Here is a 24,541-nt window from a genome sequence, read left to right as displayed (position 1 = left end):
GGCCAAGGTATCCGCCCGATGTTGCGAATCGCCTTCAATTAGACAGGCAACCAAGTAAATATGATTACTGGTTTTTTATCTTGATGAAATGTAAACAATAACCACACTTTTAGAAGGAGCTAACTTTAAATGTTGAGGGTGGGAGTGGATAGCAGACCTATGTGCAGGCCGCTATCAGGGATTGGCCGTTATACCATTGAGCTGCTGAACATCCTGACAGAGGCGCCGGATGTGCACTGGTTTCTCTACTGCGACCGGGCATTCGAGGCTCCGTTCGTACATCGACCGAACGTCACCGTGCGTCTTTCCAGACAGAACGGCACCCTGGCCGAGCACCTCTGGTATCAGCTCATCCTGCCACGCCAACTCAAACGCGACGCCCTCGATGTGTTCTGGTCACCGCGGCATCACCTTCCGTTGTTCATGCCCTCGTCCCAGCGCGCCGTGGTGACGATTCACGATCTGACCTGGAAGCGCTTTCCCGAAACGATGAAGAGGCTGCAGTACTGGTCCGAGCGCCTGCAGATGCCTCATTCGCTGCGCAAGGCGGCGCGAATCATCACCATATCCAACTCCAGCCGTACCGACCTCGCGCGCTATTTCCCCGATACCCGGGCCAAGGTCCGGGTAATACCCTGTGGCGCGACGCGCCTGGAGGCAGGTGACTGTACCCGAGCCTTGCCGCAGCAGTATCTCTTGTTCGTCGGCACACCCGAGCCGCGCAAGAACATCCGGCGCTTGCTCGAGGCTTATGCACAACTCCCAGCAGGTCTGAGGTCTGCCTATCCGCTGGTAATGGCGGGTGGGCATGGCTGGATGGTCGACCTCGACCAGCTCGTAGAGCAGCTGGGCATACGGGCAGATGTCATCGCACTCGGGGCAGTTTCTGCTGGTGAACTTGGCTACCTGTACTCAAAAGCCAAATTGCTTCTGATGCCCTCTTTGTATGAAGGCTTCGGGCTGCCGATCCTGGAGGCCTTCCAGTTTGGCGTGCCTGCAGTCACTTCTAACTGCAGTTCCATGCCTGAAGTTGCCGGCGGCGGTGGCTGCCTGGTGGACCCGTTGCATGTCGCGAGCATCCGCGCCGGTATCGAGCGGCTGCTGACGGATCGGAGTGCCTATGCCGAATGTGTCGCACAGATTGCCGAGCAGCTTGCTCACTATGATTGGAAGCTGGCGGCGCGGCATACGCTTGAGGTGTTGACCTCGGATTAGCCGTTTCTATGATTGAAACGGTCGCGCAGCCGTTTGATGGGGTTGAGCAAGGGAAACAGCATCGTCTTCTTCACTGTAAGAAAGAACGTGTAGTAAGCCCAGGCCTCGAGGCGGCCACATAGTCCGTGGCAAATTACGGAGTCGCGGTATTGCCGCAGGCTGACCGTGAAATCGCGATCGCTCAGGCCGCCGAGCGACATGTTCGCCAACACGGCGGGTACGACTTCAAACTTCTCGCCATGGGTTAGCGCCCGATGACACCACTCCGAGTCCATGGCATGGGTGTACTGCGGCTCATAGCCTCCAACCCGCGCATAGCTAGCGCGAGATACGAAAAGGGCCGGATGGAATACCCACATCCTGAGCTTGAGTGCTGTCGGATCGGGGTAGCGCGTGTAGCTGTAACCACTGTCGGGGTCCAGATAGCGTACCGCGCCACACAGCACCGAAGCCTGCGGATGACTTTTTCGTGCATCCAACACCCGGCGCAAGGTGTCAGGTTCCCAGGTGTCGTCGCTGTTGAGGATGGCAATAAACTCGCCGCGCGCCTGCGCTATTCCGCGATTGAAGGCATCCGCGATGCCCTTGTCGAGACCCGACTCCCAGTAGTGGAGCTGGTCCTGATGGGCCGCGATCTCATTCAGCGTGCCGTCGGTCGAGCCGCCGTCGATGACGATGATCTCCAGTCTCTCGGTTTTCTGCGCCAATACGCTGGAGAGTGCTCGTCGGAAGCGAAGACTGTCATTTTTGACGATCATGATGACGCTGAGGGAAATGCTCATCGAGTCTAAGTCTTCTTGCCTGCATTGCCTGGGGGCAAAGGGCGAACGATCAATGTTCATGACTGGGCAGCAGGTTCTCGATGGCCTGAATGCAATCCAGCGCGTTTTCCTGGCAGTAGGCCTGCCAGCCTGAGAATTCCGTCCACTGGCTGACGAACAGGAAGTCAAGGCCTGCACCGGCCGAGGCAACGTGGTCATAACGGCTATCGCCGATGAACAGCGCCCTGGGGAGAATGTTGCCATTGGCTAACTGGCTGGAGAGGATCTCATCCTTGCTCGCGGGGCTGCCAAAGATACCGCCATCAAACATATCTGCCAGCCCACGCTGAGCGAAGACCTCGCGCAGCTCGGCCTGATCGCCACCCGAAACGATCAGCCAGCGCGCATCCGGGGTTGCCGCGCGCAGTTCAGTCAGCCCGGTGGCCACCAAACAGTTCAGTAAGCCTTGCCGGACTGATGCAGCATAGGCGCCCAACAAGGCATCAAGATCTGGGCCACAAACATCCGCAGCGTACTGCGCTACCAATGTTTCGAGGAAATATTCAAATTTTTTGTAGCGAGAAATGCCGCCGTTTGCAACGTGGTAATCGACCAGTGCTTGGGCAGCTGCTTCACCGTAGGGGAGTGCCGCATTGTAAAAGGCCTGGGTTTTGACCTTATTGGAATCTAGTATTACACCGTCACAATCGAAAACCAGAGTTTTGTAGTCAGATATATTCACAGAACATTCACCGAGCGCAGTGCTGCTTCAACAGGAGGTACATCTTCTGGCACATCCACGGCCAAGCTTCCGCCCAAAGACTCAACCATCAGAATGGGTTTGTCCATCTCAAGGAAACGAAGTATTTCGATATCTTCGTAAGCTTCAAGAGTACTTTTTCTACCAAAAGCTTGAAAAGATTCAAGCTCCTCACGGGTGAAAGCATATATGCACACTTGTTTCTTGAATCGGTTCGGAGCGTTGTGAATGTCTTTATATCCCGGCAGTGCTTTTCTGGACATATAGACTAGGCGGTCACTTTCGTTAGTGATTACCTTTGGGATATTAACGCTATCAGGATCTTCAGACTCGGAAATCCAGCAATATGCATTAATGATGGCCTCAGGGTTTTCGACTTTTTTATCGCGAACCTTACAGATATCTGTTGGATCGAGCGTGGGCTCGTCACCCTGAACATTAATAAAAATATCTGCATCAATTTGCCGAGCCGCTTCAGCTAAGCGATCCGTGCCGGTCAAAGCTTCAGCGCTGGTAATTAAACAATTAAACCCAGCGTCCTTAACGACTTTGGCAATTCTCTCATCATCAGTTGCCACATAAACAGAGTCGACGCCAACGGCTTTTGCCGACAGCTCGGCGACCCAAAGAATCATAGGTTTGCCTAACAGCGGAACCAAAGGCTTACCGGGATACCGGGAGGATTTGTAGCGGGCGGGAATAATAACGACCGATTTCATAATAACTATTTAGATCCCATAAACGGATGTGCAGGGAATATTGTAGCGAGTGGGTGTTATGGAGCAGATACGCACATGGTTCTCTTGCTCCAAATAGCTACTCAACAGCATTTGCATTTCACGGGTTCTAGGGTCATCGGCGCTATAACCGTCAAAGCCTGCAAGGAATATCTGCGAGGCCTGCCCGCTGTTTGCAATGGCCAACGCATAGGTAATCACCAAGGCACTGGGAAGAATGCAATAGCTATCGGAAAATTCAAACGTGTCCTTCTGAACACCCAGGCCAAAATCCAGAAGTTCTTTGCCTTGAAGTGACTCCTGTACATCTAGCGGTAGCATGCTGGAAGGCGTGATCAGCGGCTGAGGGAATCGTGTGTGTTCAACGCAGTCAGCCAGCAGGCGGACGGGGTGACACGCCACCCTGGCATCGATCAGATCTGCAGCCACAACCGGTTGTGTATTGAGCGCCATCACATAAGGACGATTTTTACGGATATAACCCTCGAGCGCCGCACGATGATCGGCTACGCCAGGACCGGAGCCCAGGATCAGCACACTACGCCCCTTCATAATGCTCTTGGGCTGCCAGCCACCGCGGGGGGCGCCCCGATAGAAATGCCGTGCGGCATCGAGCGTATCAGCGCTGTACTTCTTGCCGCCTTCAATACGCAGATGTTCTATCACAGCAAGAACGTCTTCATCGCTGTAGCGCGAGTCGGCCAGCATTGCCTGAATATAGGTCGGGTGAATCCCGTATTTTCCGGCTAGGTAGTAATAGGTATTGGTTCCCCACCCGCAGCGCTGCTGCATCGGCAGGAAAAAGCGTTGAATAAGGCCCATCAGCGGGCTGATATTGGGTTTGAGGTCAAAGCGTTCGGCCAGCTCAAGAATTAGATATTCCGTTCTCGCATTCCCAGGCCCACGTCCCATACCGGTAACAGTCGCGTCCAGCCAGGTTGCGCCATCATCCAGAGCACGCAGACTGTTCTGCAGGGCAAGCCCCATATTGTCATGGGTATGAATACCTAGCGCTCCAGTCCAGTGCCGACGCAGCCAGTTTATGATCTGTGAGCATTCAGCAGGACACATACTGCCCATGCTGTCCGCGAAATAAAGGACATCGAGAGGCCATTTGCTAGCTTCCTGCGCCAGGGCTTCGATCTCCTCCTTGGTACGGTCGGCAACCTGCATCAGGTTGAAACCCACCATGAAGCCCCTTTCCTTCAACCAGGTGCTGGCAGGCAATGCATCTGCAAACTCATGAACATGACAGGCTACGCGCACCAGCTTGATACGCGACGCAGCGGCATCAACCGGGAACATGCGTTCGAGAACGGACTCCAGATCGACGTTCTTCGAAACCAGTTCCACCGCATTGATCATAACCCCGGGGGTAAGAGGCTCCGGAATCTCCAGCGAATTAACGAAATCTTCAGTGGTAAAGGCACAGGGCCCCTGGAACCCTTCGTTCTGTAAGGAACGCAGCCCCAGTTCGACGTAATGAACACCCAGCGCTGCCATGGCCTGCAGGTATTCATTGATCAGGCCGGTCTCGAAGTTCCACGCGTTGTAATAACCACCGTCGCGGAGGGTGCAATCCAGTAATTTCATTTGTGCCGTCATATCCATAAATCCATCATGTCCAATTGTTACACAGACAGCTCGACATCCGTCGTGGAAGGTTGGAGTTTCTCATCGAAATACAACCTGTAATTCCGTTCCGCCGATGAACCGATATCCTTGATATAGCCATCTGCAAGTTTCTCTGGTGCGTCGAGCGAGCTCTCGACCAATTCCAGAAGCTTCATGGCACTGGAAAACACAATGCAATCCGACATATCCAGTGCAGGAACATCCGTCTTGTATCTGAAGGCAGGAATACCAATCCTCATGCACTCATAAATCAGCGACGATGTATGTCCGACAACGAACGCAGAACTATTCAGATCCTCATTTACCAGCGTCTTGTGAGGGTCAGTCTTTACCCACTCGATCTTGTTATTCGGATGCAGTCTGATATTGACCTTGAGCTGCAATTGATCAGCCACGGCATAAGCAATCTTCAACAGTTCGACGTTGTGTTTGAAGAAAATATTCTGGTCGAAAATCACGGTAAAATAACCTTCTGCCTGCAGGCAACCGGGAGCAACCAGAGTAGGCTTTCCGCAAAGAAATGTTTTCACTTCCGGATGATACCTTTTAATCAAACCTGCAGTATTTTCTCCCCACGCCAGAAAATGATCAGCCTCGGCATTCAGATAATTGACTATATTGACATTCTTTTCGTCAGCTTTGCCGTAATCGACATATAGACCATGCTGGAGAGTCGTGGTCCGCTGATTATTACGATTTGCCTGCTGAACCAGAAGATTGTCGAGTGGTTGCATATCAGCAAAGACAACGACATTGACATCCTTGTTAGACGGAATGCTCCGAATAGCACCGTACAGTTTGACCAGACTCAAATACATGAATAGCCAATGTATCCAGTCATTTCGTCTGACTTTCAGTAATAGCGGGAGAAGCAAAAAACAACGGAAAATCTGGGCGATGGAGAGCCGCCCCTTCCCCTCTGTTATATCAAAGGATGCTTTGGGATGCTCACACTGATCACTGATACTATGGAATAGTAAATCGTAGTCGCCACGCTTAAGGGATTTGACGAAGTAGTACTTCGGATCAGGCGAAGCATGACGCTTCTCTACCGACACCGAAAGAAACAAGGTTGAATAGCCCAGCGCCATCAATCGCTTGCGTCGCTCTGCCCTGTCGCACTTCAGAAAGATGAGCTCGATTGGGCGCATGGCGCGATCCAGGTCAAGGCCGAACAATGAGAAAAATGAAATCATTGACTAACGACCCTTAAATATCCAGAAGGCTGCTGGCATTTCTGGTGAAACTCGAAAAATACGTATTTTTCCGAATAATCTCCTTATCCTTGCAGTTGTCCATCAGAATCTTGATAGTTTCAATATAGGGACGAATCCCCGACTCACTCGCGCCACCCGCGGCAAAGATGCAGACCGGCTGACTCAGTTGCAGATGGGATTTACCAGCCACAAAGAGGCGGACACTCTGATCGTAATCAGCAGCAAACCGATACGTTAGATTGAAACGGAACTCGCGCAAAACAGAGGTTTTCAGGAATAATGACTGGTGGCAGTACGGCATCCGTAAGAACGCCGTTTCCAGCGGCCTGGCTTCCTGATAGATGGGCTCCTCGCCAGAAGCGGAATACATCCTAGCACCATAAACCAGATCGAAACCATCCACTTTATTGGCGAATACTTCTTTCACAGTATCACTACTGTAGAATACGTCACCTGCATTCATGTAGATGGTATATTCACCTGTGGCAATATCCATTGCCTTGTTCATCGCATCGTAAATCCCCTGATCGGGCTCGCTGATGATCCTCGTTATCTTTCCACCGTTCTCTTTCAGAATATCTGCCGTCTGATCGGTGGAGGCACCATCGACGACTATATACTCGAGGTTCTGATAGCTTTGCGCCGCTACGCTCTGAATAGTGTCCAAGAGTGCAGCCCCTGCGTTGTAGCAGACAGTCACGACTGTAACCTTGGGTCTGTCATCCGCGGCTTCCATCTGCACTGGCTTCTGGACCGGTTGCGGAGCTGGAACGGGAGCTGCGACCAACTCGCTGTTCCGATTCGAACGCAGCAGTCGTTTGATGCCCCGTCTCATGCGTCGAACAACTCTCCGCATCAGGTGCTCGGCATTCTTGACCGGGGAGCTTGCCAGTTCGGAGATATTTTCAGCTGAGAAGGGTTGGTTGATCCGGTTGAGCAAACTCTCCAACTCTGGAGAACCGTTTACCGCGAACAGATTGACGCTGTTTCCAACGGGCCTGGCCTCCAACCGAAGTTCGGGATTCAGTCGTTTACTGGCCTGAACCTGGGAGTTGATAATCCGCCCCATGTTCTGGATGACCAAGTTGTCGAGATAGTAATTCCTCCTGATCAGGTTCTTGTCCGGGGCATGATGAAGCGATGCCTTGATAGCCTCGATTTGCGCAAGAAGATAGTTCTCTCTGCTCGCGCCACCCTCCAGAAAATCCGAAATCGACAACTCAACGTACTGGAATTTCTTTTCATTCCTCAGCGCGTACAGCATGAACTCGTAATCAGCTGCCAGCTTATAGGACTCGTCGTAATTACGTTCCCGAAGAAGGCTGGTCCGCGTGAAGAGCGACTGATGGAATACCACCTCCCTAAAATAGGCGTCCTTTAACTCCCCCGCCTTTTCATAGCGGCGAGAGCCTGCGGAATCAACGCGATGTCGATCACCATAGACAAGATCAACGTTGTCGTGACAATGCTCAGCAATCCGAGCAAGGACATTGACATCGGTGAAGGTATCGCCTGCGTTCATGAATATCACCCATTCGCCTTTGCACTGACGAATGGCTTTATTCATGGCATTGTAGATACCCGTATCCTTCTCGGACGACCAATAACCGAGCCTCGACGCATACTTCTCTATTAACTCTACCGTGCCATCGCCGGAGCCTCCGTCGACGATCAGGTATTCGAAGTCAGCGGATGTCTGCCCCAAGACACTCTCGATGGTCTTCTGCAGCAAATCAGCAGCATTATAGGTAACCGTTACAACGCTAAATAACATTTCGACTCCATTGGACAGATGGGCAGCTCCCAAGACTTCAAATCCTTGTCACCTGAAAACCTGTCACTTCATCACTGCAATTATTGAGTTAACCACTACTTGTCAAGTCGATTCAAAAGAGCCGCGTGCTTCTTTCGAATTGCATTGAGGTGACTCAATAGTCCCCTGTATGCCTGGAGTTTCTTAAATGGCCGAATGTATGCTCGATGCTCGGTCAGTCCTTTTGTGGCCGTCAGTACTGAAGTCAGGTTGCTTTCGAATTCCTGAACCCGTTGCTGTTCCTGGACAAGAGCACTGCGACTGGCGCTCAACTCTCCCCCGGACTGCGCCAGCCGTTCACTGAAGGCGGAAAGCTCGGCATCGAGGCGGGCTCGATCGTCATTGCCGCGCCGCAACTCCACATCGCGCTCGGCAATCTGCACATCAAGCAGCTGGATCTGTTTATCGCATGCCTTAAGGCGAGCCTCGCTAGCCTGGATCTTCTGCTCTCGCTCTATCAACAGGACGTCCCGAGCCTCCACCGCCATATCGCGCCGGGCCAACTGCTCATCGCGAGCCAGAATCTGCTCGTCGCGCGCCTTGAGTTGTTCATCTCGGGATTTCAGCTGTTCGTCGCGATGCCGAACCTGCAGGTCACGCTCCTGCAGTTGCGCATCCCGCTCCTTGAGTTGAATATCGCGCGCCTGAATCTGTTCGACGCACGCCTTGAGTTGTTCATCGCGGGACTTCAGCTGTTCGTCGCGATGCCGAACCTGCAGGTCACGCTCTTGCAGTTGCGCATCCCGCTCCTTGAGTTGAATATCGCGCTCCTTGACCTGAATATCGCGCGCCTTGAGTTGTTCATCGCGGGATTTCAGCTGTTCGTCGCGATACCGAACCTGCAGGTCACGCTCCTGCAGTTGTGCATCCCGTTCATTGAGCTGAATATCACGCGCCTGAATCTGCTCGTCGCGACTTTGAATCTGTCTATCCCGATCACTTAACCAGGCTTCATAGGTGCCAATTTCACCATGAAGCTCTTCGATCCTGGCCTGCTTACTGCCTCGCTCGGCTTCCAGCCCCTCCAGTTGCTGCTGCATGTTCTGCAGTTGAGCCTTGTACCCAGCGATGTCGTTGCGCAGCTTCGCATTACTGTGCTGCACCTGCTTGATCAGCTCGACGTCGCTCAGCAACAGATTGGCCAGCGAAGTTCCGCCTTCAGGTGACCCACCGTTCTGCTGATCTGCGTCGGCGATAACCTTCGCGGCATCCTTGAAGCTGTAGCCCAGACGGGCAAAAGCAGTCTCTCCCAAACCGTGCAGGTAGTCAGAGATCAGCTTGCGCTCTTCCGGCTTGGCCAATTGCCGGTGCCAAGCATCGATATGCTGCGAATCAGGACGACTCTTCTTGTAAACCGTCTCCGGGTCACCATACATCCAGCGCTCCCCTTTCTGGCGGCCGTATTCGATACAGTCGGGCTGATTGGGCAATTGCAGGAAATTAAAAAGGGCTTCGGTTTCGGCCTCTGGATTGAGCAGAAGCTCTTCGTATCTGACCACATGGGTGTTGGTGTAGGCGGTGAAATCCCGTTGCAGGAACTCAACCCCTTCGTACAAGTCACACTTGTAACTTTTCAGTTTCTCGTACCGGCCCTTCACCCAGGTTTCCAGCATTGAGGCGAGGACAGCCATTGGATTGCGGTAAAGGATGATGAACTTGGCGCGCGGGAATGTCTTCTGTAGTTCATCGAAGATTTCGTAATAGCGCGGTGTCTTGTCGAGAAAGCGCCCCTTCCCGCTCGCATTCAGGTACGGAGCGTAAAGAGAGAGATAGCAGTCACGGATCCGCGAGGAATAGTAATTTTCATCCTCTGTGGGTAGTTCCTGCAGAAAATTCTGCACACCATCGGCGGCCAGTTTGGCGTTGTAGCGGGTCTGAATTCCCTCGGTCTTCAACGCATAAAGTGGGTGGAGCATCAACCAGGGCTCGGAGCGGGTATAGATATCGCTATGCCCGCCCAGGATCTTCTGCAGCAACGTGGAGCCACTACGCGGCAGCGAAATCATGAAGATCAGTTGATCGTCTTGCATGGGCTTAATCACAAGGCTTCTACCTCAAGAACTTGCCCCAGGTCGACCGTGCCGCGCACGATGCTCTTCTCATCAGCGATCACCTTGATGACTGCTGCATCGACAACCCGGGCTATGAAAACAGGTTCGCCATCGATCACCTCGGCCACCCCAGCGTTGCTGAAGTAATGGCCTGTCAGCAGGTTGCAGGTGAACCGCCATGAGGCTTTGAGCGACGAATTTCGAGGTACCTGCTCAATCAATCTGAGCGGGTCGTAGTGGAGCGAGGCAGCGGTTATCGCCACTCCATGCATGTCCTTGAACTGCATGCCCAGTGACAGTTGCCTGGCAACATCCTTGAAAGCCACTTTGTAGGTGTAGAAATACTCTTCCCCGCTGACCAGCACATTCACCCGTTCACCCGACAAGGTGGTGAAGTGAGGATCGATGATCTGCGCACGGTCAGTGGGATAGGTCAGCGCGGATTTGGAAACGAGTTCAGGAAGATAATAGGGCTTCAACCGGGTCTGTTCTGGCTCCGCGTCAGCCGGTACGTCCTCGTCTTGTTCCTGATCATCCGGAGCCGGGAGCAATGCCGGGCCCTGTTGCTGGAACGCAGCAATTTCCCGAAGCACTGCGGGATGATCGCTCTCTTTGGCGTACGCAAGTTTTTCGTAGAAGCGCGTCACATCCTTCGGTGCAGCGTCAAGAATGATGTTACCGCCATGCAGCAGAACGGCACGGGTGCACAACTTGTTCACCGAGTTGGCATCGTGGGAAACGAAAAGCACCGTCTTTCCCGCCTTGAAGAACTCTTCCATCCTGGCGAAACACTTGCGCTTGAAGACGGCGTCCCCCACCGCGAGCACTTCATCAAGAATCAGGATGTCCGGTTCGACATGGACTGCAACGGCAAAGCCCAGCCGCGACTTCATGCCGCTGGAATAGGTCTTTACCGGCTGGTCGATGAACTGGCCCAGTTCGGCGAACTCGATGATCGCCGGAGTCAGCTGCTCGATTTCCGCCAGGGACAAGCCGAGGATCGTCGAGTAGAAACGGATGTTTTCCCGCCCCGTGAACTCGGGATTGAAGCCCGCGCCCAACTCCAGCAACGCGGTGATCTTGCCGACCACCTTGATTGTGCCCTCGCTGGGTTGCAGCACCCGAGAAACCAGCTTGAGCAAAGTCGACTTGCCGCAGCCATTACGGCCAACGATTCCGAGAATCTCACCGCGTCTGATCTCGAGACTCAGGTTACGGATGGCGTAGTAATCCTCATGGTACTTCTTGCCCAGGGGGTGAAGCGCTTCCTTGAGCCGATCCTTGCTGGCCTCGTACAGCTTGTAGAACTTGGAAACGCCCCTGATAGAGATCGCGACCGGCTGCATCAGACTACCTCCGCGAAGTGCGGCTTTAAGCGGCGATAAACCAGCGTTCCGACCGCCAGAAGGATCAGCGTGATGCCCCAGAAAAGCAGAGATTCCTGAGGGCGCTCCCAGAAGTATCGAGCGCCGGTCAGGCTGTCTCGGTAGCCCGTTACCAGGTAGCTGACCGGATTGAGTCCGGTCAGCCATTGGTAGGATTGAGGTACTTGGGAAACGCTCCAGAAGATCGGCGTCAGCCACAGGCCGAACTGGGTAATGATGCTGACCAGGTTACGAATATCGGGAATGAACAAACTCGCCGAAGAACTGATCCAGCCCAACCCGACCAGTAGTGACGCCATGCACAGGAAGTAGTAGATCAGTTGCAGAGTGTGCAACCCGAGCCGGATGCCACTGAGCTCTGCGGCGATCAGCAGCAGAGCCAGCAAGAGGATATGGGGCAACAAGGAGCTGAGCAGTTTCACGAATGGCAGGACGCTCAGCCGGAAGTCGACTTTCTTCACCAGGAAGCCGTAGTCTCGAATTACCCCTGTGATGCTGCTGAGGTTACCTGCGAAATATAACCAGCAAATCATTCCGCTGAGCAGGTAGAGGCCGAATGGCAGCCCGTCCTGTGTCGCACCCTGGCGAAAGCCCAGGGTGAAAACAGCGTACAGCACACCGATGTACAGCAGTGGCTGCAGATAATTCCAGATGAACCCCAGATAGGATCCCTGATTGATCTGCTGATAGTCGCGCTTGGCCAGCTCAAGGATGACCCCCTTGAGCCGGACGGTGTCCCGCAAGAAACCTAAAAGCATCGGATTGCCTCAGAGTCGGATCGCTTCGCGACCCAGGTGTTCGGCGTACCAGGCATAAGCCGACTGCAGCCCTTCCTTGAGGCCAATCCTGGACTGCCAGCCAAGAGCTGCGAGGCGTTCGACATTCATCAGCTTTCGCGGTGCTCCATCTGGCTTGCTGCTGTCGAAGGTGATCTTTCCTTCATAGCCCACGATTTCGGCAAGCAGGTCCGCGAGTTCACGGATGGTGACATCGGTCCCGGTCCCCACATTGATATGGGAAAGCATGGGCTGCGTGTTGGCCTGGTAGGTCTCGGTATCGATATTCATGACATGCAGGCAGGCAGCAGCCATATCGTCGACATGCAGGAATTCACGCATGGGGTTGCCGGTGCCCCAGATCACTACCTCTTCAGCCCTGGCCTGCTTGGCCTCGTGGAAGCGGCGAATCAGTGCCGGAATCACGTGGCTGTTTTCCGGGTGGTAGTTGTCGTATGGGCCGTAGAGGTTGGTTGGCATCACCGAGCGATAGTTGGTGCCATGCTGGCGATTGTAAGACTCGCAGAGCTTGATGCCGGCAATCTTGGCCACTGCATAGGGTTCGTTGGTGCTCTCCAGCACACCGGTCAGCAGGGCGCTTTCCCTCATAGGCTGGCTTGCCAGCTTGGGGTAGATGCAGGAGCTGCCGAGTAACAGCAGGTTCTTGACCCCAGCTGCAAACGCCTGATGGATGACGTTGCATTCGATCATCAGGTTTTCGTAGATGAAATCGGCCGGGTATTCGTTGTTGGCATGTATGCCGCCAACCTTGGCGGCGGCCAGCACTACATAGTCGACAGGGTTGTCCTTGAAAAACGCCTGGACCGCCGCTTGCGAAGTCAGATCCAGCTCGGCATGCGTCCGCGTCTCGATGTGCTGATAGCCCTCAGCCTGGAGTTTTCTCACTATGGCGGAGCCGACCATGCCGCGATGCCCGGCCACGAAGAAGCGGCTGCTAAGGGGTAGCTTCTGCATATCTGGTAACTCCTCTTATTCGTGGTAGGACATGATCTTGTAGCCGTTCTTCTCGATCAGCGCATCTCGTTGGGCCAGCTTGAGATCTTCGCTGATCATCTCGGCCACCAGCTCCTCGAAGCTGATCTTCGGCTCCCAACCCAGGTCGCGTTTGGCTTTGGAAGGGTCTCCGAGCAGGGTTTCCACTTCGGTCGGGCGGTAGTAGCGAGGGTCGACTCGAACGATGATATCGCCGGCCTTCATGCCGGTGACGGCCTCATTCTCCACGCTCTTAACGGCGCAGACTTCTTCCTCGGCCTCGCCACGCCATTCGATAGTGACACCGAGCTCTTTTGCCGAGACTTCAATGAACTGGCGCACTGAGTATTGGCGGCCGGTGGCGATGACGTAGTCGTCGGGCTTATCCTGCTGCAGCATGAGCCACTGCATTTCGACGTAGTCACGGGCATGGCCCCAGTCGCGCAGGGCGCTCATGTTGCCCATGTAGAGGCAGTCCTGCAGGCCCACGGCGATGCGGGTCAGGCCGCGGGTGATCTTGCGGGTGACGAAAGTTTCACCACGCAGCGGGGATTCGTGGTTGAACAAGATGCCATTGCAACCATAGATACCATAGGCCTCGCGGTAGTTGACGGTCATCCAGAAGGCGAATTGCTTGGCCACCGCATAGGGCGAGCGAGGGTAGAAGGGCGTGGTTTCCTTCTGCGGGATTTCCTGGACCAGGCCATAGAGCTCGGAGGTCGAGGCCTGGTAGAAGCGGGTCTTCTTTTCTAGACCGAGGATGCGGATGGCTTCGAGAATGCGCAGGGCGCCCAGGGCGTCGACATCTGCGGTGTACTCGGGGGATTCGAAGGAAACCGCCACGTGGCTCTGGGCACCGAGGTTGTAGATCTCATCTGGTTGGCATTCCTGAATGATGCGAACCAGATTGCTGGTGTCGGTCAGGTCACCATAATGCAGGATCAGATTGCGGTTTTTGGCGTGTGGATCCTGATAGAGGTCGTCGATACGGTCGGTGTTGAAGGAGGACGCACGACGCTTGATGCCGTGAACGATGTAGTCCTTTTCCAGCAAAAAGTGCGTGAGGTAGGCGCCGTCTTGTCCGGTCACGCCAGTAATGAGTGCAACTTTACGGCTCATGGTGTAATTCCTTCTGTGGCCAAGCTTCGCCGGCTGATAAGTGATGTAAATGTAAACGTGGATGAGTCGGGCTCAGGGTGTGGCCAGGTGCTCTGCTGCTGTCCTGCCATGTTGCTCGAGTAACTGTCGGTAAAGGTTGTTGTAGCCAGCCGCCATGCGGTTGGCGGTGAAATACTCCCAGTACCGACTTTCCGCCTGGCGCCCCATCTGTTGTGCCCGCTCGGGGTGTGCCCACAGGTAGTCCATGGCCTGCCTGAACGCGACGGGATCACTGGGAGGGACAACCAATCCGGTCTGCTCATGCTGGTTGATGTAGCAGGTGCCTGTGCCTATCTCGCTGGAGATCATCGGCTTGCCATACATGGCACCTTCCAGCAAAGAGATACCAAACGCTTCCGAGCGCAGATTTGAGGGGAAGGTGACCGCATAGCAGAGGTTCAACAGCGCAACCTTGTCCTCATCAGAAATCGCGCCAACGAAGAAAACGTTGTCCAGCCCGTCGCGCAGAGCCTGTTCCTTCAGCTCGCGCTCGACTGGGCCGGCACCGACGATCACCAGCTTGTAGGGCGCGCCCTTCATGGCCTCCAGCAGGATGTGCAGCCCCTTGTAGTAGCGCAGGACACCTACGAAGAGGAAGAAGCGCTCGCCAAAGCGCTGTTGCCAGTGTGCGCGCCTGTCTTGCGAGGGTTGTGGGTAGGCCGCCTTGTCTAGGCCGATCGGGATTACCTGGGTCTTGTTGCGGTGCCGACGGAGTACCGGGCTGCTGTCCAGGTAGTTCGGTGAAGTCGCGACTATGGCGTCAACGCTGCCAAGGAAGCTGTGCTTCAGTGGGCGATACAGCTGTAACAGAACGGCCTGGCGTACGATGTCGGAGTGGTAGGTGACCAGGCTGGGTTTGTCCAGGCGGCTGGTCAGGTGCACAAGGTCCATGAAGGGCCAGGGGAAGTGGTAGTGGATAATGTCGGCTTCCCTGGCCAAGGTGCGGAAAGTGCGGATTGCCGACAGGGAAAATCCGGTGGACGCTATCTGCAGGTCCAGCTTGGCCTTGTAGGCCATGTGGCTGCCCAGGTCGACCGGCTGCTGTGTGGCGTTCGGGCTGAGCGAGAGCACATCGGAGCTCACGCCGAAGTCGGCAACGCCACTGGCGATCTGGAAAATGACCTGCTCTACCCCGCCCACGGAGTCGGGGTAATAGGTCTTGTAGAAGTGTAGTATCTTCATGTTCATCTTTGTGGCAGGGGCAGTGACTGGAGCCTGAGCTCTATCTGGTACTCCGCTGCTAGTAGCTGTTGCCTTTATGCCCGGCCATATCTATCGTCGAAGCGCCGAATATCATCCTCGCCGAGATAGTCGCCGCTCTGCACCTCTATGAGGACAAGGTCGATAACGCCGGGATTGGCGAGCCTGTGCTTGTGGCCAGCCGCGATGAAGGTTGACTCATTGCTGTTCAGCGTCAGCTCGGCGTTGCCGTTGATGATAAGTGCCACACCACTGACTACGATCCAGTGCTCGCTGCGGTGATGATGCATTTGCAAGGAAAGTGACGCCCCGGGCTTGACGACAATACGCTTGATCTTGAAGCGCTCGCCTTCTTCCAGCGTGGTGTATGTGCCCCAAGGGCGATGCACCGTCCGATGAGTCAGGTATGCTTCGTGCCCACTCTGCTTGAGCTGCCCGACGATGTGCTTTATGTCCTGGGCGTGTTCTCGGTGAGCAATCAGCAGGGCATCTGGGGTATCGACCACGATTAGGTCTTGCACGCCGACCAGCGCGGTGAGACGGTCAGGGGATTGAACAAAGTTGTTAAATGCCGAATGAGAGACGGTCTCGCCGGTGAGGCGATTACCATCTTGATCTGCTCCGACTAAATCGCACATGGCAGACCAGGAACCGATGTCGCTCCAACCGATAGCGCAGGGAACGGTGGCGACATGCTCGGAGCGCTCCATCAAGGCATAGTCGATAGAGATGTCCGGAACCTTCTCGAAGTTGGCTGCGTCGAGTCTGAGGCGGTGCTCATTTTCATGCGCTGACGAAGCGGCAAGAGTAGCCTCTACCGCATCCAGTATTTCTGGGGCATGGAGTCGCATCTCGTTGATGAATGCACCGGCCTGGAAGCAGAACATTCCCGAGTTCCAGTAAAAGTTCCCTGCTGCGGCATAGCTTTGCGCAGTTGCAAGATCTGGCTTTTCCACAAAACGTTTAACCAGCATTCCGTGATCGATGCTGCGATGGGTATCAGCCTCAATATAACCAAAACCCGTTTCTGCATGAGTTGGTTTGATACCAAATGTTACCAGTAGGTCTTTCTGGGCGAGCAGACAGGCCTGGCGAGTAGCTTCGGCGAAGGCCTGTTCGTCTTGAATCAGGTGATCGGCGGGAAGCACCAGAAGAGTGGCTTCTGGCCCGTGGCGGCGCTGCAGATAAAGCGCAGCGCTGGCAATGGCGGCGGCGGTATTACGGCCAAAGGGCTCAAGGATGTAGTTCAGCTCGCAATCTTTCGGCTTCTTTACTTCTTGGTAGATATCTTCTGTGGTGAAGAAAAGTTCCTGATTGGTGACGGTCAGGACCTCCTTGACACCCTTGAGTCCTAAAACTCTGAGGAGCGTTTTCTGGAGCAGGCATTGGCCATCGGGTAGCAACAAAAACGGCTTTGGATGCTTCTCGCGCGAGGTTGGCCAAAGACGACTGCCGGAACCACCACAAATAATTACCGGATAAATCAGTTGTTCCACCGACACGCCTACTCCTTAATGGCCGGGCTCAGCCAACTAATAGTCTTCCCTGTTTAGCATTAAGTTGCCACGCAGATAATGACCTTCATTATAACAAGGTCATGGGGTCAGGGGGGTAATTTCCGTACAAACTACCTTGAGCAGGTAAGGCATGTCTGAAATAGGCCCCCGAGCAGGAGGCAAAGCCGAGGGATGACGCCCTCGGTTGCTCTCGACAGTTTTAATTCTCCAGCGTCAGTTCTAATTCTCTAAAACCATCTGGTGTGAACAACGCCAATCGTTACTCTACAGTTACCGATTTCGCCAGGTTACGCGGCTGGTCGACGTCAGTGCCTTTGAGCACCGCCACGTAGTACGACAGCAGTTGCAGCGGAATGGTGTAGAGAATCGGTGCCAGGGCATCGATGATGTGCGGCACAGCGATCACATGGGTGCCTTCGCCATTGCTCATACCGGCGTGTTCGTCGGCGAAGACAATCAGCTCACCACCTCGCGCGCGTACTTCCTGCAGGTTGGACTTGAGCTTCTCCAGCAGTTCGTTGTTAGGCGCCACGGTGACCACTGGCATGTCGCTGTCGACCAAGGCCAGCGGGCCGTGCTTGAGCTCACCGGCCGGATAGGCTTCGGCGTGGATGTAAGAGATTTCCTTGAGCTTGAGCGCTCCTTCCATCGCCACCGGGAACTGCGCGCCACGACCGAGGAACAGGGTGTGGTGCTTGTCGGCGAACAACTCAGCGGTTTTCTCGACGATGGTGTCCATGGCCAGCGCTTCGCCCAGACGCGTCGGCAGGCGGCGCAGCTCTTCGACCAGTTCAGCTTCGACACCGGCTTGCAACGTGCCACGCACCTGGCCCAGGGACAGGGTCAGCAGCATCAGCGAGACCAGCTGGGTGGTGAATGCTTTGGTCGAAGCGACGCCGATTTCCGGACCGGCCTGAGTCAGCAGGGTCAGGTCCGACTCGCGTACCAGTGAGCTGATGCCAACGTTACAGATCGCCAGGCTACCGAGGAAACCGAGTTCCTTGGCATTACGCAAGGCGGCCAGGGTGTCGGCGGTTTCGCCAGACTGGGAGATCGAAACGAACAGGGTGTCGGGCTGCACCACCACCTTGCGGTAGCGGAACTCGCTAGCCACTTCTACCTGGCACGGAATCCCGGCCAGCTCTTCGAGCCAGTAACGCGCAACCATACCGGCGTGATAGCTGGTACCACAGGCGACGATCTGCACATTGCGGACTTTGGCGAACAGCTCGGCAGCTTGCGGACCAAAGGCCTGAACCATGACGTGGTCCTTGCCCAGACGCCCTTCCAGGGTGCGCTGTACTACGGTGGGTTGCTCGTGGATTTCCTTGAGCATGAAGTGACGATAGGTGCCCTTGTCAGCGGCTTCGGCGCCTTCGTGGTATTGCACGGTTTCGCGCTGAACCAGGTGACCGGCCAGATCCCAGATGGTTACCTGGTCGCGGCGGATCTCGGCGATGTCGCCTTCTTCCAGGTACATGAAGCGGTCAGTCACCTGGCGCAGGGCCAACTGGTCGGAAGCCAGGAAGTTCTCCCCGTGGCCCAGACCGATAACCAGCGGGCTGCCGCTGCGCGCTGCCAGCAGGCGGTCTGGCTGGTGCGTGCTGATCACTGCCAGGCCATAGGCACCGTGCAGTTGCTTGACCGCAGCCTTCAGGGCGTCGGCCAGGTCCGGGACGGTCTTCAGGGTGTGGTGCAGCAGGTGGACGATGACTTCGGTGTCGGTCTCAGAGCTGAATACGTAGCCCAGGCCCTTGAGTTTTTCACGCAGTTCTTCGTGATTCTCGATGATACCGTTGTGCACCACCGCCAGTTCCTGGCCGGAGAAATGCGGGTGTGCATTATGCTCGGTGGGTGCTCCGTGGGTTGCCCAGCGGGTGTGGGCAATACCCAGCTGGCCGGCCAGCGGATCGGCAGCTACAGCGGCTTCCAGTTCGCTGACCTTGCCGATGCGACGACGACGCTCCAGGGTTCCCTGCTGGGTGAAGACCGCCAGACCTGCGCTGTCATAACCGCGGTACTCCAGACGCTTGAGGCCTTCGATGAGGATGGTGGTGATATTGCGTTCGGCGACGGCGCCAACGATTCCACACATTAGATATGCTCCTTGGAGAGTGCGGCACAAATCACATGGACGCCGCGGGCTTCAATTTGTTCGCGCGCCTCAGCGGGCAAGCGCTCATCGGTAATCAGGGTGTTGACGCTGCCCCAGGGCAGCTCGAGGTTGGGAATCTTGCGCCCGACCTTGTCGGACTCGACCATCACGATCACTTCCCGGGCCACTTCGGCCATCACCCGGCTCAAGCCGAGCAGCTCATTGAAAGTGGTGGTTCCGCGTACCAGGTCGATACCATCGGCGCCAATGAACAGCTGGTCGAAATCGTAAGAGCGTAGTACCTGCTCGGCGACCTGCCCCTGGAAAGACTCGGAATGCGGGTCCCAGGTGCCGCCGGTCATCAACAGCACAGGCTCGTGTTCCAGCTCGCTCAGGGCACGGGCGACATTCAGCGAGTTGGTCATCACCACCAGGCCTGGCTGGTGGCCCAGCTCGGGGATCATCGCTGCGGTGGTACTGCCACTGTCGATGATGATGCGTGCATGTTCACGGATACGTCCGACCGCCGCCCGGGCAATCGCCTGCTTATACAGCGAAACCGGCTGGCCCTGATCAGTGATCAGTTCCTGAGGCATGGTCACCGCACCACCGTAGCGACGCAGCAGCAAGCCATTGGCTTCCAGTGCAGCAAGATCCTTGCGGATGGTGACTTCCGAGGTTTCGAAACGTTTGGCTAGCGCATCAACGCTCACCTCCCCCTGCTCGTTGAGCAAGGCGAGGATGTTGTGGCGGCGCTGTGGAGTGTTACGTTTCGACATGGCGTCTTTAAGTTTCGTTTCGAAAGTTAGTGATGCCAATCAAAACCTAAAGGACAAAAAGCGTCAAGCAGAGAGATGAAAAAATCACCTGTGAATAACTTCATTCATCCGATTTTTTATCCACAAACAAAAAAGAGCCGACTTATGCACAATCCAGTCGGCTCTTATCCATCGCTGTGTATAACTTCAGCTCTTCTTGAGCTTCTCCGGCCGCTTCCAGCCATCGATGTTGCGCTGGCGCGCACGGCCAACGGCTAGCTGGGCAGCCTCGACATTCTGAGTGATGGTCGAACCGGCAGCGGTGGTGGCACCGTCGAGGATATCCACAGGCGCAACCAGGGAGTTGTTGGAGCCAATGAACACATCCTCACCGAGGATGGTCTTGAACTTGTTCGCGCCATCATAGTTGCAGGTAATGGTACCGGCACCGATGTTGGTACGCGCACCGACCTCGGCATCGCCCAGGTAGGTCAGGTGACCGGCCTTGGCACCTTCACCGAGGTGGGCGTTCTTCAGTTCGACAAAGTTACCCACATGGGCGCGGGCTTCCAGCACGCTGCCTGGACGCAGGCGGGCAAACGGACCGGCATCGCTGCCTTCACCCATGATCGCGCCTTCGAGGTGGCTGTTGGCCTTGACCACGACACCCTTGCGCAGGGTGCTGTTCTTGATCACGCAGTTCGGGCCGATCACCACGTCGTCTTCAATGACTACACGGCCTTCGAGAATGACGTTGATGTCGATGAGTACGTCGCGACCAACGGTCACTTCACCACGCACGTCAAAACGTGCCGGGTCGCGCAGGGTTACCCCTTGAGCCATCAAACGACGCGCTTCACGCAACTGATAGTGACGCTCCAGCTCGGCCAGCTGGCGACGGTCATTGGCGCCCTGCACTTCCATTGGGTCCAACGGCTGCTCGGTGGCGACCACCAGGCCATCGGCAACGGCCATGGCAATCACGTCGGTCAGGTAGTACTCACCTTGGGCGTTGTTGTTCGACAGACGCCCCAGCCACTCGGCCAGGCGTGCACCCGGTACCGCCAAAATGCCGGTGTTGCCTTCCTTGATGGCTTTTTGCGCGTCGCTGGCATCCTTGTGCTCAACGATCGCTGCCACCTGGTCCTGGGCATCACGGACAATGCGCCCGTATCCCGTTGGGTCAACAAGATTGACCGTCAACAGGCCCAACTGCTCAGGGGTGACCTTGGTCAGCAAGCGCTTGAGGGTATCGACTTCGATCAACGGCACATCGCCGTAGAGGATCAGCACCGTATCAGCCGTAAGGGCCGGCAAGGCTTGCGCCACCGCATGGCCAGTACCCAGCTGTTTGTCTTGCAGAACAAAATTCAGATCATCAGCCGCCAGACGCTCACGCACCCGCTCGGCACCGTGCCCGATCACCACATGAATGCCCTGTGGCTGCAGCTGACGGGCGCTGTGGATAACATGGCCAAGCATGGAGTCGCCGGCGACCGGGTGCAGTACCTTGGGCAGCGCAGAGCGCATCCGGGTCCCTTGGCCTGCGGCGAGGATAACGATATCGAGAGACATTGACGGGTTACCAATTCTGGAGGGTCAGCGAGATGACCAGAATATAAAACGCAGAAAAAGAAAAAGGGTAGCCGAGGCTACCCTTTAACTCAATCGCAACAGCAGTGATCGACCTGGGCCGATTACTTGCCTTTGCGCATTTGCTGGACGGTACGCAGCTGGGCTGCGGCCTCGGCCAGACGTGCAGCGGCGGCACCGTAGTCGAAATCCGCGCTTTTTACATGCAGGGCGTTCTCAGCAGCCTTGAGGGCTTCCTGAGCCTGAGCTTCGTCCAGGTCGGCAGCACGTTGCACGGTATCGGCAAGCACCTTGACCATGTTCGGCTGGACCTCGAGGAAACCACCAGAGATGTAGAACACCTCTTGGGCGCCACCCTGCTTGGTCAGCGTGATCGGACCTGGCTTCAGATTAGTGATCAGCGGCGCGTGGCCTGGAGCGATACCAAGATCACCCAGGTTACCGTGCGCAACCACCATCTCGACCAGGCCGGAGAAAATTTCTCCTTCCGCGCTGACGATATCGCAATGGACTGTCATAGCCATCTGCTTGCCTCAACCTGATTAGCGCCCCTTACGGGGCGCCGGGATTACAGTTTCTTGGCTTTCTCGACCGCTTCTTCGATGCTGCCGACCATGTAGAACGCTTGTTCTGGCAAGTGGTCGTAGTCACCTTTGAGGATGCCGCTGAAGCCAGCAATGGTGTCTTTCAGGGAAACGTATTTGCCTGGAGAACCAGTGAAGACTTCTGCCACGAAGAACGGCTGGGACAGGAAGCGCTGGATCTTACGAGCACGGGATACCAGCTGCTTGTCGGATTCGGACAGTTCGTCCATACCCAGGATCGCAATGATGTCCTTCAGCTCTTTGTAGCGCTGCAGCACGTACTGGACGCCGCGAGCGGTGTCGTAGTGCTCGTTGCCGATGACGTTCGGGTCCAGCTGGCGCGAAGTCGAGTCCAGTGGATCGACCGCTGGGTAGATACCCAGGGAGGCGATGTCACGGGACAGTACGACGGTGGCGTCCAAGTGGGCGAAGGTGGTCGCTGGCGACGGGTCGGTCAGGTCGTCCGCAGGTACGTATACGGCCTGGATCGAGGTGATCGAACCTTCCTTGGTCGAAGTGATACGCTCTTGCAGAACGCCCATCTCTTCAGCCAGGGTCGGCTGGTAACCTACTGCCGAAGGCATACGGCCCAGCAGTGCGGATACTTCGGTACCGGCCAGGGTGTAACGATAGATGTTGTCGACGAACAGCAGAACGTCGTTACCTTCGTCACGGAACTTCTCAGCCATGGTCAGGCCGGTCAGCGCTACGCGCAGACGGTTTCCTGGTGGCTCGTTCATTTGGCCGTATACCAGAGCAACCTTGTCCAGTACGTTGGAATCCTTCATCTCGTGGTAGAAGTCGTTACCCTCACGAGTACGCTCACCCACACCGGCGAACACGGAATAACCGCTGTGCTCGATGGCGATGTTACGGATCAGTTCCATCATGTTTACGGTTTTGCCTACACCGGCACCACCGAACAGACCAACTTTACCACCCTTGGCGAACGGGCAAACCAGGTCGATAACCTTGATGCCGGTTTCCAGCAGGTCGTTGCCGCCTGCCTGGTCAGCGAACGACGGTGCATCACGGTGGATGCCCCAACGCTCTTCTTCACCGATTGGACCGGCTTCGTCGATTGGGTTACCCAGGACGTCCATGATACGGCCCAGGGTCGCTTTACCGACCGGTACCGAGATCGCTGCGCCAGTGTCGTTTACGTCCAGGCCACGTTTCAGGCCTTCGGTGGAACCCATCGCAATGGTACGAACCACACCGTCGCCCAGCTGCTGCTGAACTTCCAGGGTGGTTTCCGCGCCAACTACTTTCAGCGCGTTATAGACACTCGGTACGCTGTCACGTGGAAATTCCACGTCGATGACGGCGCCGATGATTTGAACGATACGTCCGCTACTCATAGCTGGATCCTCTGAATATTTGAACCGTTAAACCGCGGCAGCGCCGCCGACGATTTCCGAGATCTCTTGGGTGATCGCAGCCTGACGCGCCTTGTTGTAGATCAGCTGCAATTCGCTGATCAAATCACCGGCGTTGTCGGTGGCGTTCTTCATCGCGATCATCCGGGCAGCTTGTTCAGCTGCGTTGTTCTCGACCACCGCCTGGTAGACCTGCGACTCCACGTAACGCACCATCAGGCCGTCCAGCAGCTCTTTGGCGTCAGGTTCGTAGAGGTAGTCCCAGTGGTGCTTGAGTTCTTGATCCGGGGTTGCCACCAACGGAATCAACTGCTCGACCGTTGGAGTTTGAGTCATGGTATTGATGAACTTGTTCGATACCACGGACAGACGATCGATACGACCGTCCAGGTAAGCATCCAGCATGACCTTGACGCTGCCGATCAGATCATTGATCGACGGCTCTTCGCCCAGGTGGCTGATTGCTGCAACGACGTTGCCGCCGAAGCTGCGGAAAAACGCCGCACCCTTGCTACCAACTACGCAGAGATCGATCTCGATCCCTTGCTCGCGGTTGGCCGCCATGTCCTTGACCAGGGCCTTGAACAGGTTGGTGTTCAAGCCACCACACAGACCACGGTCACTGCTCACCACAACATAACCGGCGCGCTTTACAGGGCGGTCGATCATGAACGGGTGGCGGTATTCCGGGTTGGCGTTGGCCAGATGACCAATAACCTGGCGGATACGCTCCGCATAAGGACGGCTAGCAGCCATGCGCATTTGAGCCTTGCGCATTTTGCTGACCGCCACTTTTTCCATGGCGCTGGTAATTTTTTGCGTGCTTTTGATGCTCGCAATCTTACTGCGAATCTCTTTTGCGCCTGCCATGTAACACCTATCAGGTTAGCAAGCGGGGGCTGCAAAGCCCCCGC

20 protein-coding genes are annotated in these 24,541 nt (G+C 55.7%); 1 reads left to right on the top strand and 19 read right to left on the bottom strand.

Annotation, left to right across the window (positions count from 1 at the left end):
- Positions 1-159 precede the first annotated feature (159 nt).
- A complete protein-coding gene (locus tag AC07OF_RS00730) occupies positions 160-1,215 on the top strand; it encodes a glycosyltransferase family 4 protein (RefSeq protein ID WP_495072479.1) in 1,056 nt (351 codons plus the stop codon).
- On the opposite strand, the gene AC07OF_RS00725 is transcribed toward AC07OF_RS00730, so the two are convergent.
- The 19 genes from AC07OF_RS00725 to atpG all read right to left on the bottom strand — a co-directional run bounded on the left by AC07OF_RS00725 (position 1,212) and on the right by atpG (position 24,497).
- On the bottom strand, positions 1,212-1,997 hold the full coding sequence (locus AC07OF_RS00725) for a glycosyltransferase family 2 protein (protein WP_157190599.1): 786 nt from the start codon (positions 1,995-1,997) through the stop codon (positions 1,212-1,214). The genes AC07OF_RS00730 and AC07OF_RS00725 overlap by 4 nt on opposite strands.
- Positions 1,998-2,046: 49 nt before the next feature.
- Complete coding sequence (locus tag AC07OF_RS00720; RefSeq protein ID WP_495072478.1) at positions 2,047-2,718, bottom strand: HAD family hydrolase; 672 nt, start codon at positions 2,716-2,718, stop codon at positions 2,047-2,049.
- Positions 2,715-3,455: a 3-deoxy-manno-octulosonate cytidylyltransferase gene (locus AC07OF_RS00715; protein ID WP_495072477.1), complete on the bottom strand. Its 741-nt coding sequence runs from the start codon at positions 3,453-3,455 to the stop codon at positions 2,715-2,717. Before AC07OF_RS00715 ends, AC07OF_RS00720 begins: the two co-directional genes overlap by 4 nt.
- 9 nt (positions 3,456-3,464) lie before the next feature.
- Positions 3,465-5,084 carry an aldolase catalytic domain-containing protein gene (locus AC07OF_RS00710; protein WP_495072476.1) on the bottom strand — a complete coding sequence of 540 codons (1,620 nt, stop codon included), beginning with the start codon at positions 5,082-5,084 and terminating at the stop codon, positions 3,465-3,467.
- Positions 5,085-5,104: 20 nt separating this feature from the next.
- A complete protein-coding gene (locus AC07OF_RS00705) occupies positions 5,105-6,304 on the bottom strand; it encodes a hypothetical protein (protein ID WP_495072475.1) in 1,200 nt (399 codons plus the stop codon).
- 13 nt (positions 6,305-6,317) lie between these two features.
- The gene (locus tag AC07OF_RS00700; protein ID WP_495072474.1) at positions 6,318-8,099 is read right to left on the bottom strand and encodes a glycosyltransferase family 2 protein; all 1,782 of its coding nucleotides are present in this window, start codon (positions 8,097-8,099) and stop codon (positions 6,318-6,320) included.
- A gap of 95 nt (positions 8,100-8,194) precedes the next feature.
- Complete coding sequence (locus AC07OF_RS00695; protein ID WP_495072473.1) at positions 8,195-10,168, bottom strand: sulfotransferase family protein; 1,974 nt, start codon at positions 10,166-10,168, stop codon at positions 8,195-8,197.
- 8 nt (positions 10,169-10,176) lie between these two features.
- The gene (locus AC07OF_RS00690; RefSeq protein ID WP_198325392.1) at positions 10,177-11,535 is read right to left on the bottom strand and encodes an ABC transporter ATP-binding protein; all 1,359 of its coding nucleotides are present in this window, start codon (positions 11,533-11,535) and stop codon (positions 10,177-10,179) included.
- On the bottom strand, positions 11,535-12,332 hold the full coding sequence (locus AC07OF_RS00685; RefSeq protein WP_157190605.1) for an ABC transporter permease: 798 nt from the start codon (positions 12,330-12,332) through the stop codon (positions 11,535-11,537). Before AC07OF_RS00685 ends, AC07OF_RS00690 begins: the two co-directional genes overlap by 1 nt.
- A 9-nt stretch (positions 12,333-12,341) precedes the next feature.
- On the bottom strand, positions 12,342-13,325 hold the full coding sequence (gene fcl, locus AC07OF_RS00680) for a GDP-L-fucose synthase (RefSeq protein WP_157190606.1): 984 nt from the start codon (positions 13,323-13,325) through the stop codon (positions 12,342-12,344).
- A 15-nt stretch (positions 13,326-13,340) separates the two neighbouring features.
- Positions 13,341-14,462, bottom strand: coding sequence for a GDP-mannose 4,6-dehydratase (gmd, locus tag AC07OF_RS00675; protein ID WP_157190607.1), 1,122 nt, complete (start codon positions 14,460-14,462; stop codon positions 13,341-13,343).
- A 72-nt stretch (positions 14,463-14,534) separates the two neighbouring features.
- Entirely contained in the window at positions 14,535-15,683 is a 1,149-nt protein-coding gene (locus tag AC07OF_RS00670; RefSeq protein ID WP_157190608.1) for a glycosyltransferase family 4 protein, read from the bottom strand.
- A gap of 74 nt (positions 15,684-15,757) precedes the next feature.
- Positions 15,758-17,203 carry a mannose-1-phosphate guanylyltransferase/mannose-6-phosphate isomerase gene (locus tag AC07OF_RS00665; RefSeq protein ID WP_232478223.1) on the bottom strand — a complete coding sequence of 482 codons (1,446 nt, stop codon included), beginning with the start codon at positions 17,201-17,203 and terminating at the stop codon, positions 15,758-15,760.
- A gap of 274 nt (positions 17,204-17,477) precedes the next feature.
- Positions 17,478-19,313, bottom strand: coding sequence for a glutamine--fructose-6-phosphate transaminase (isomerizing) (glmS, locus tag AC07OF_RS00660; protein ID WP_495072472.1), 1,836 nt, complete (start codon positions 19,311-19,313; stop codon positions 17,478-17,480).
- Positions 19,313-20,092 (bottom strand): DeoR/GlpR family DNA-binding transcription regulator, encoded by a 780-nt coding sequence (locus tag AC07OF_RS00655; protein WP_038616123.1) that lies wholly within the window; start codon positions 20,090-20,092, stop codon positions 19,313-19,315. The genes glmS and AC07OF_RS00655 overlap by 1 nt, the downstream gene beginning before the upstream one ends.
- Before the next feature lie 186 nt (positions 20,093-20,278).
- A complete protein-coding gene (glmU, locus tag AC07OF_RS00650) occupies positions 20,279-21,646 on the bottom strand; it encodes a bifunctional UDP-N-acetylglucosamine diphosphorylase/glucosamine-1-phosphate N-acetyltransferase GlmU (RefSeq protein WP_495072471.1) in 1,368 nt (455 codons plus the stop codon).
- A gap of 122 nt (positions 21,647-21,768) precedes the next feature.
- A complete protein-coding gene (locus tag AC07OF_RS00645) occupies positions 21,769-22,188 on the bottom strand; it encodes a F0F1 ATP synthase subunit epsilon (protein WP_038616128.1) in 420 nt (139 codons plus the stop codon).
- 44 nt (positions 22,189-22,232) lie between these two features.
- Positions 22,233-23,609 carry a F0F1 ATP synthase subunit beta gene (atpD, locus tag AC07OF_RS00640; protein WP_038616130.1) on the bottom strand — a complete coding sequence of 459 codons (1,377 nt, stop codon included), beginning with the start codon at positions 23,607-23,609 and terminating at the stop codon, positions 22,233-22,235.
- A 27-nt stretch (positions 23,610-23,636) separates the two neighbouring features.
- Complete coding sequence (gene atpG / locus AC07OF_RS00635; protein WP_038616133.1) at positions 23,637-24,497, bottom strand: F0F1 ATP synthase subunit gamma; 861 nt, start codon at positions 24,495-24,497, stop codon at positions 23,637-23,639.
- Positions 24,498-24,541: the final 44 nt, after the last annotated feature.

The organism is Pseudomonas sp. GW821-FHT10B02 (assembly GCF_059415665.1).
The sequence above is the reverse complement of the archived record's forward strand: the minus strand, read 5'-3'. Positions and strand labels throughout refer to the sequence as shown.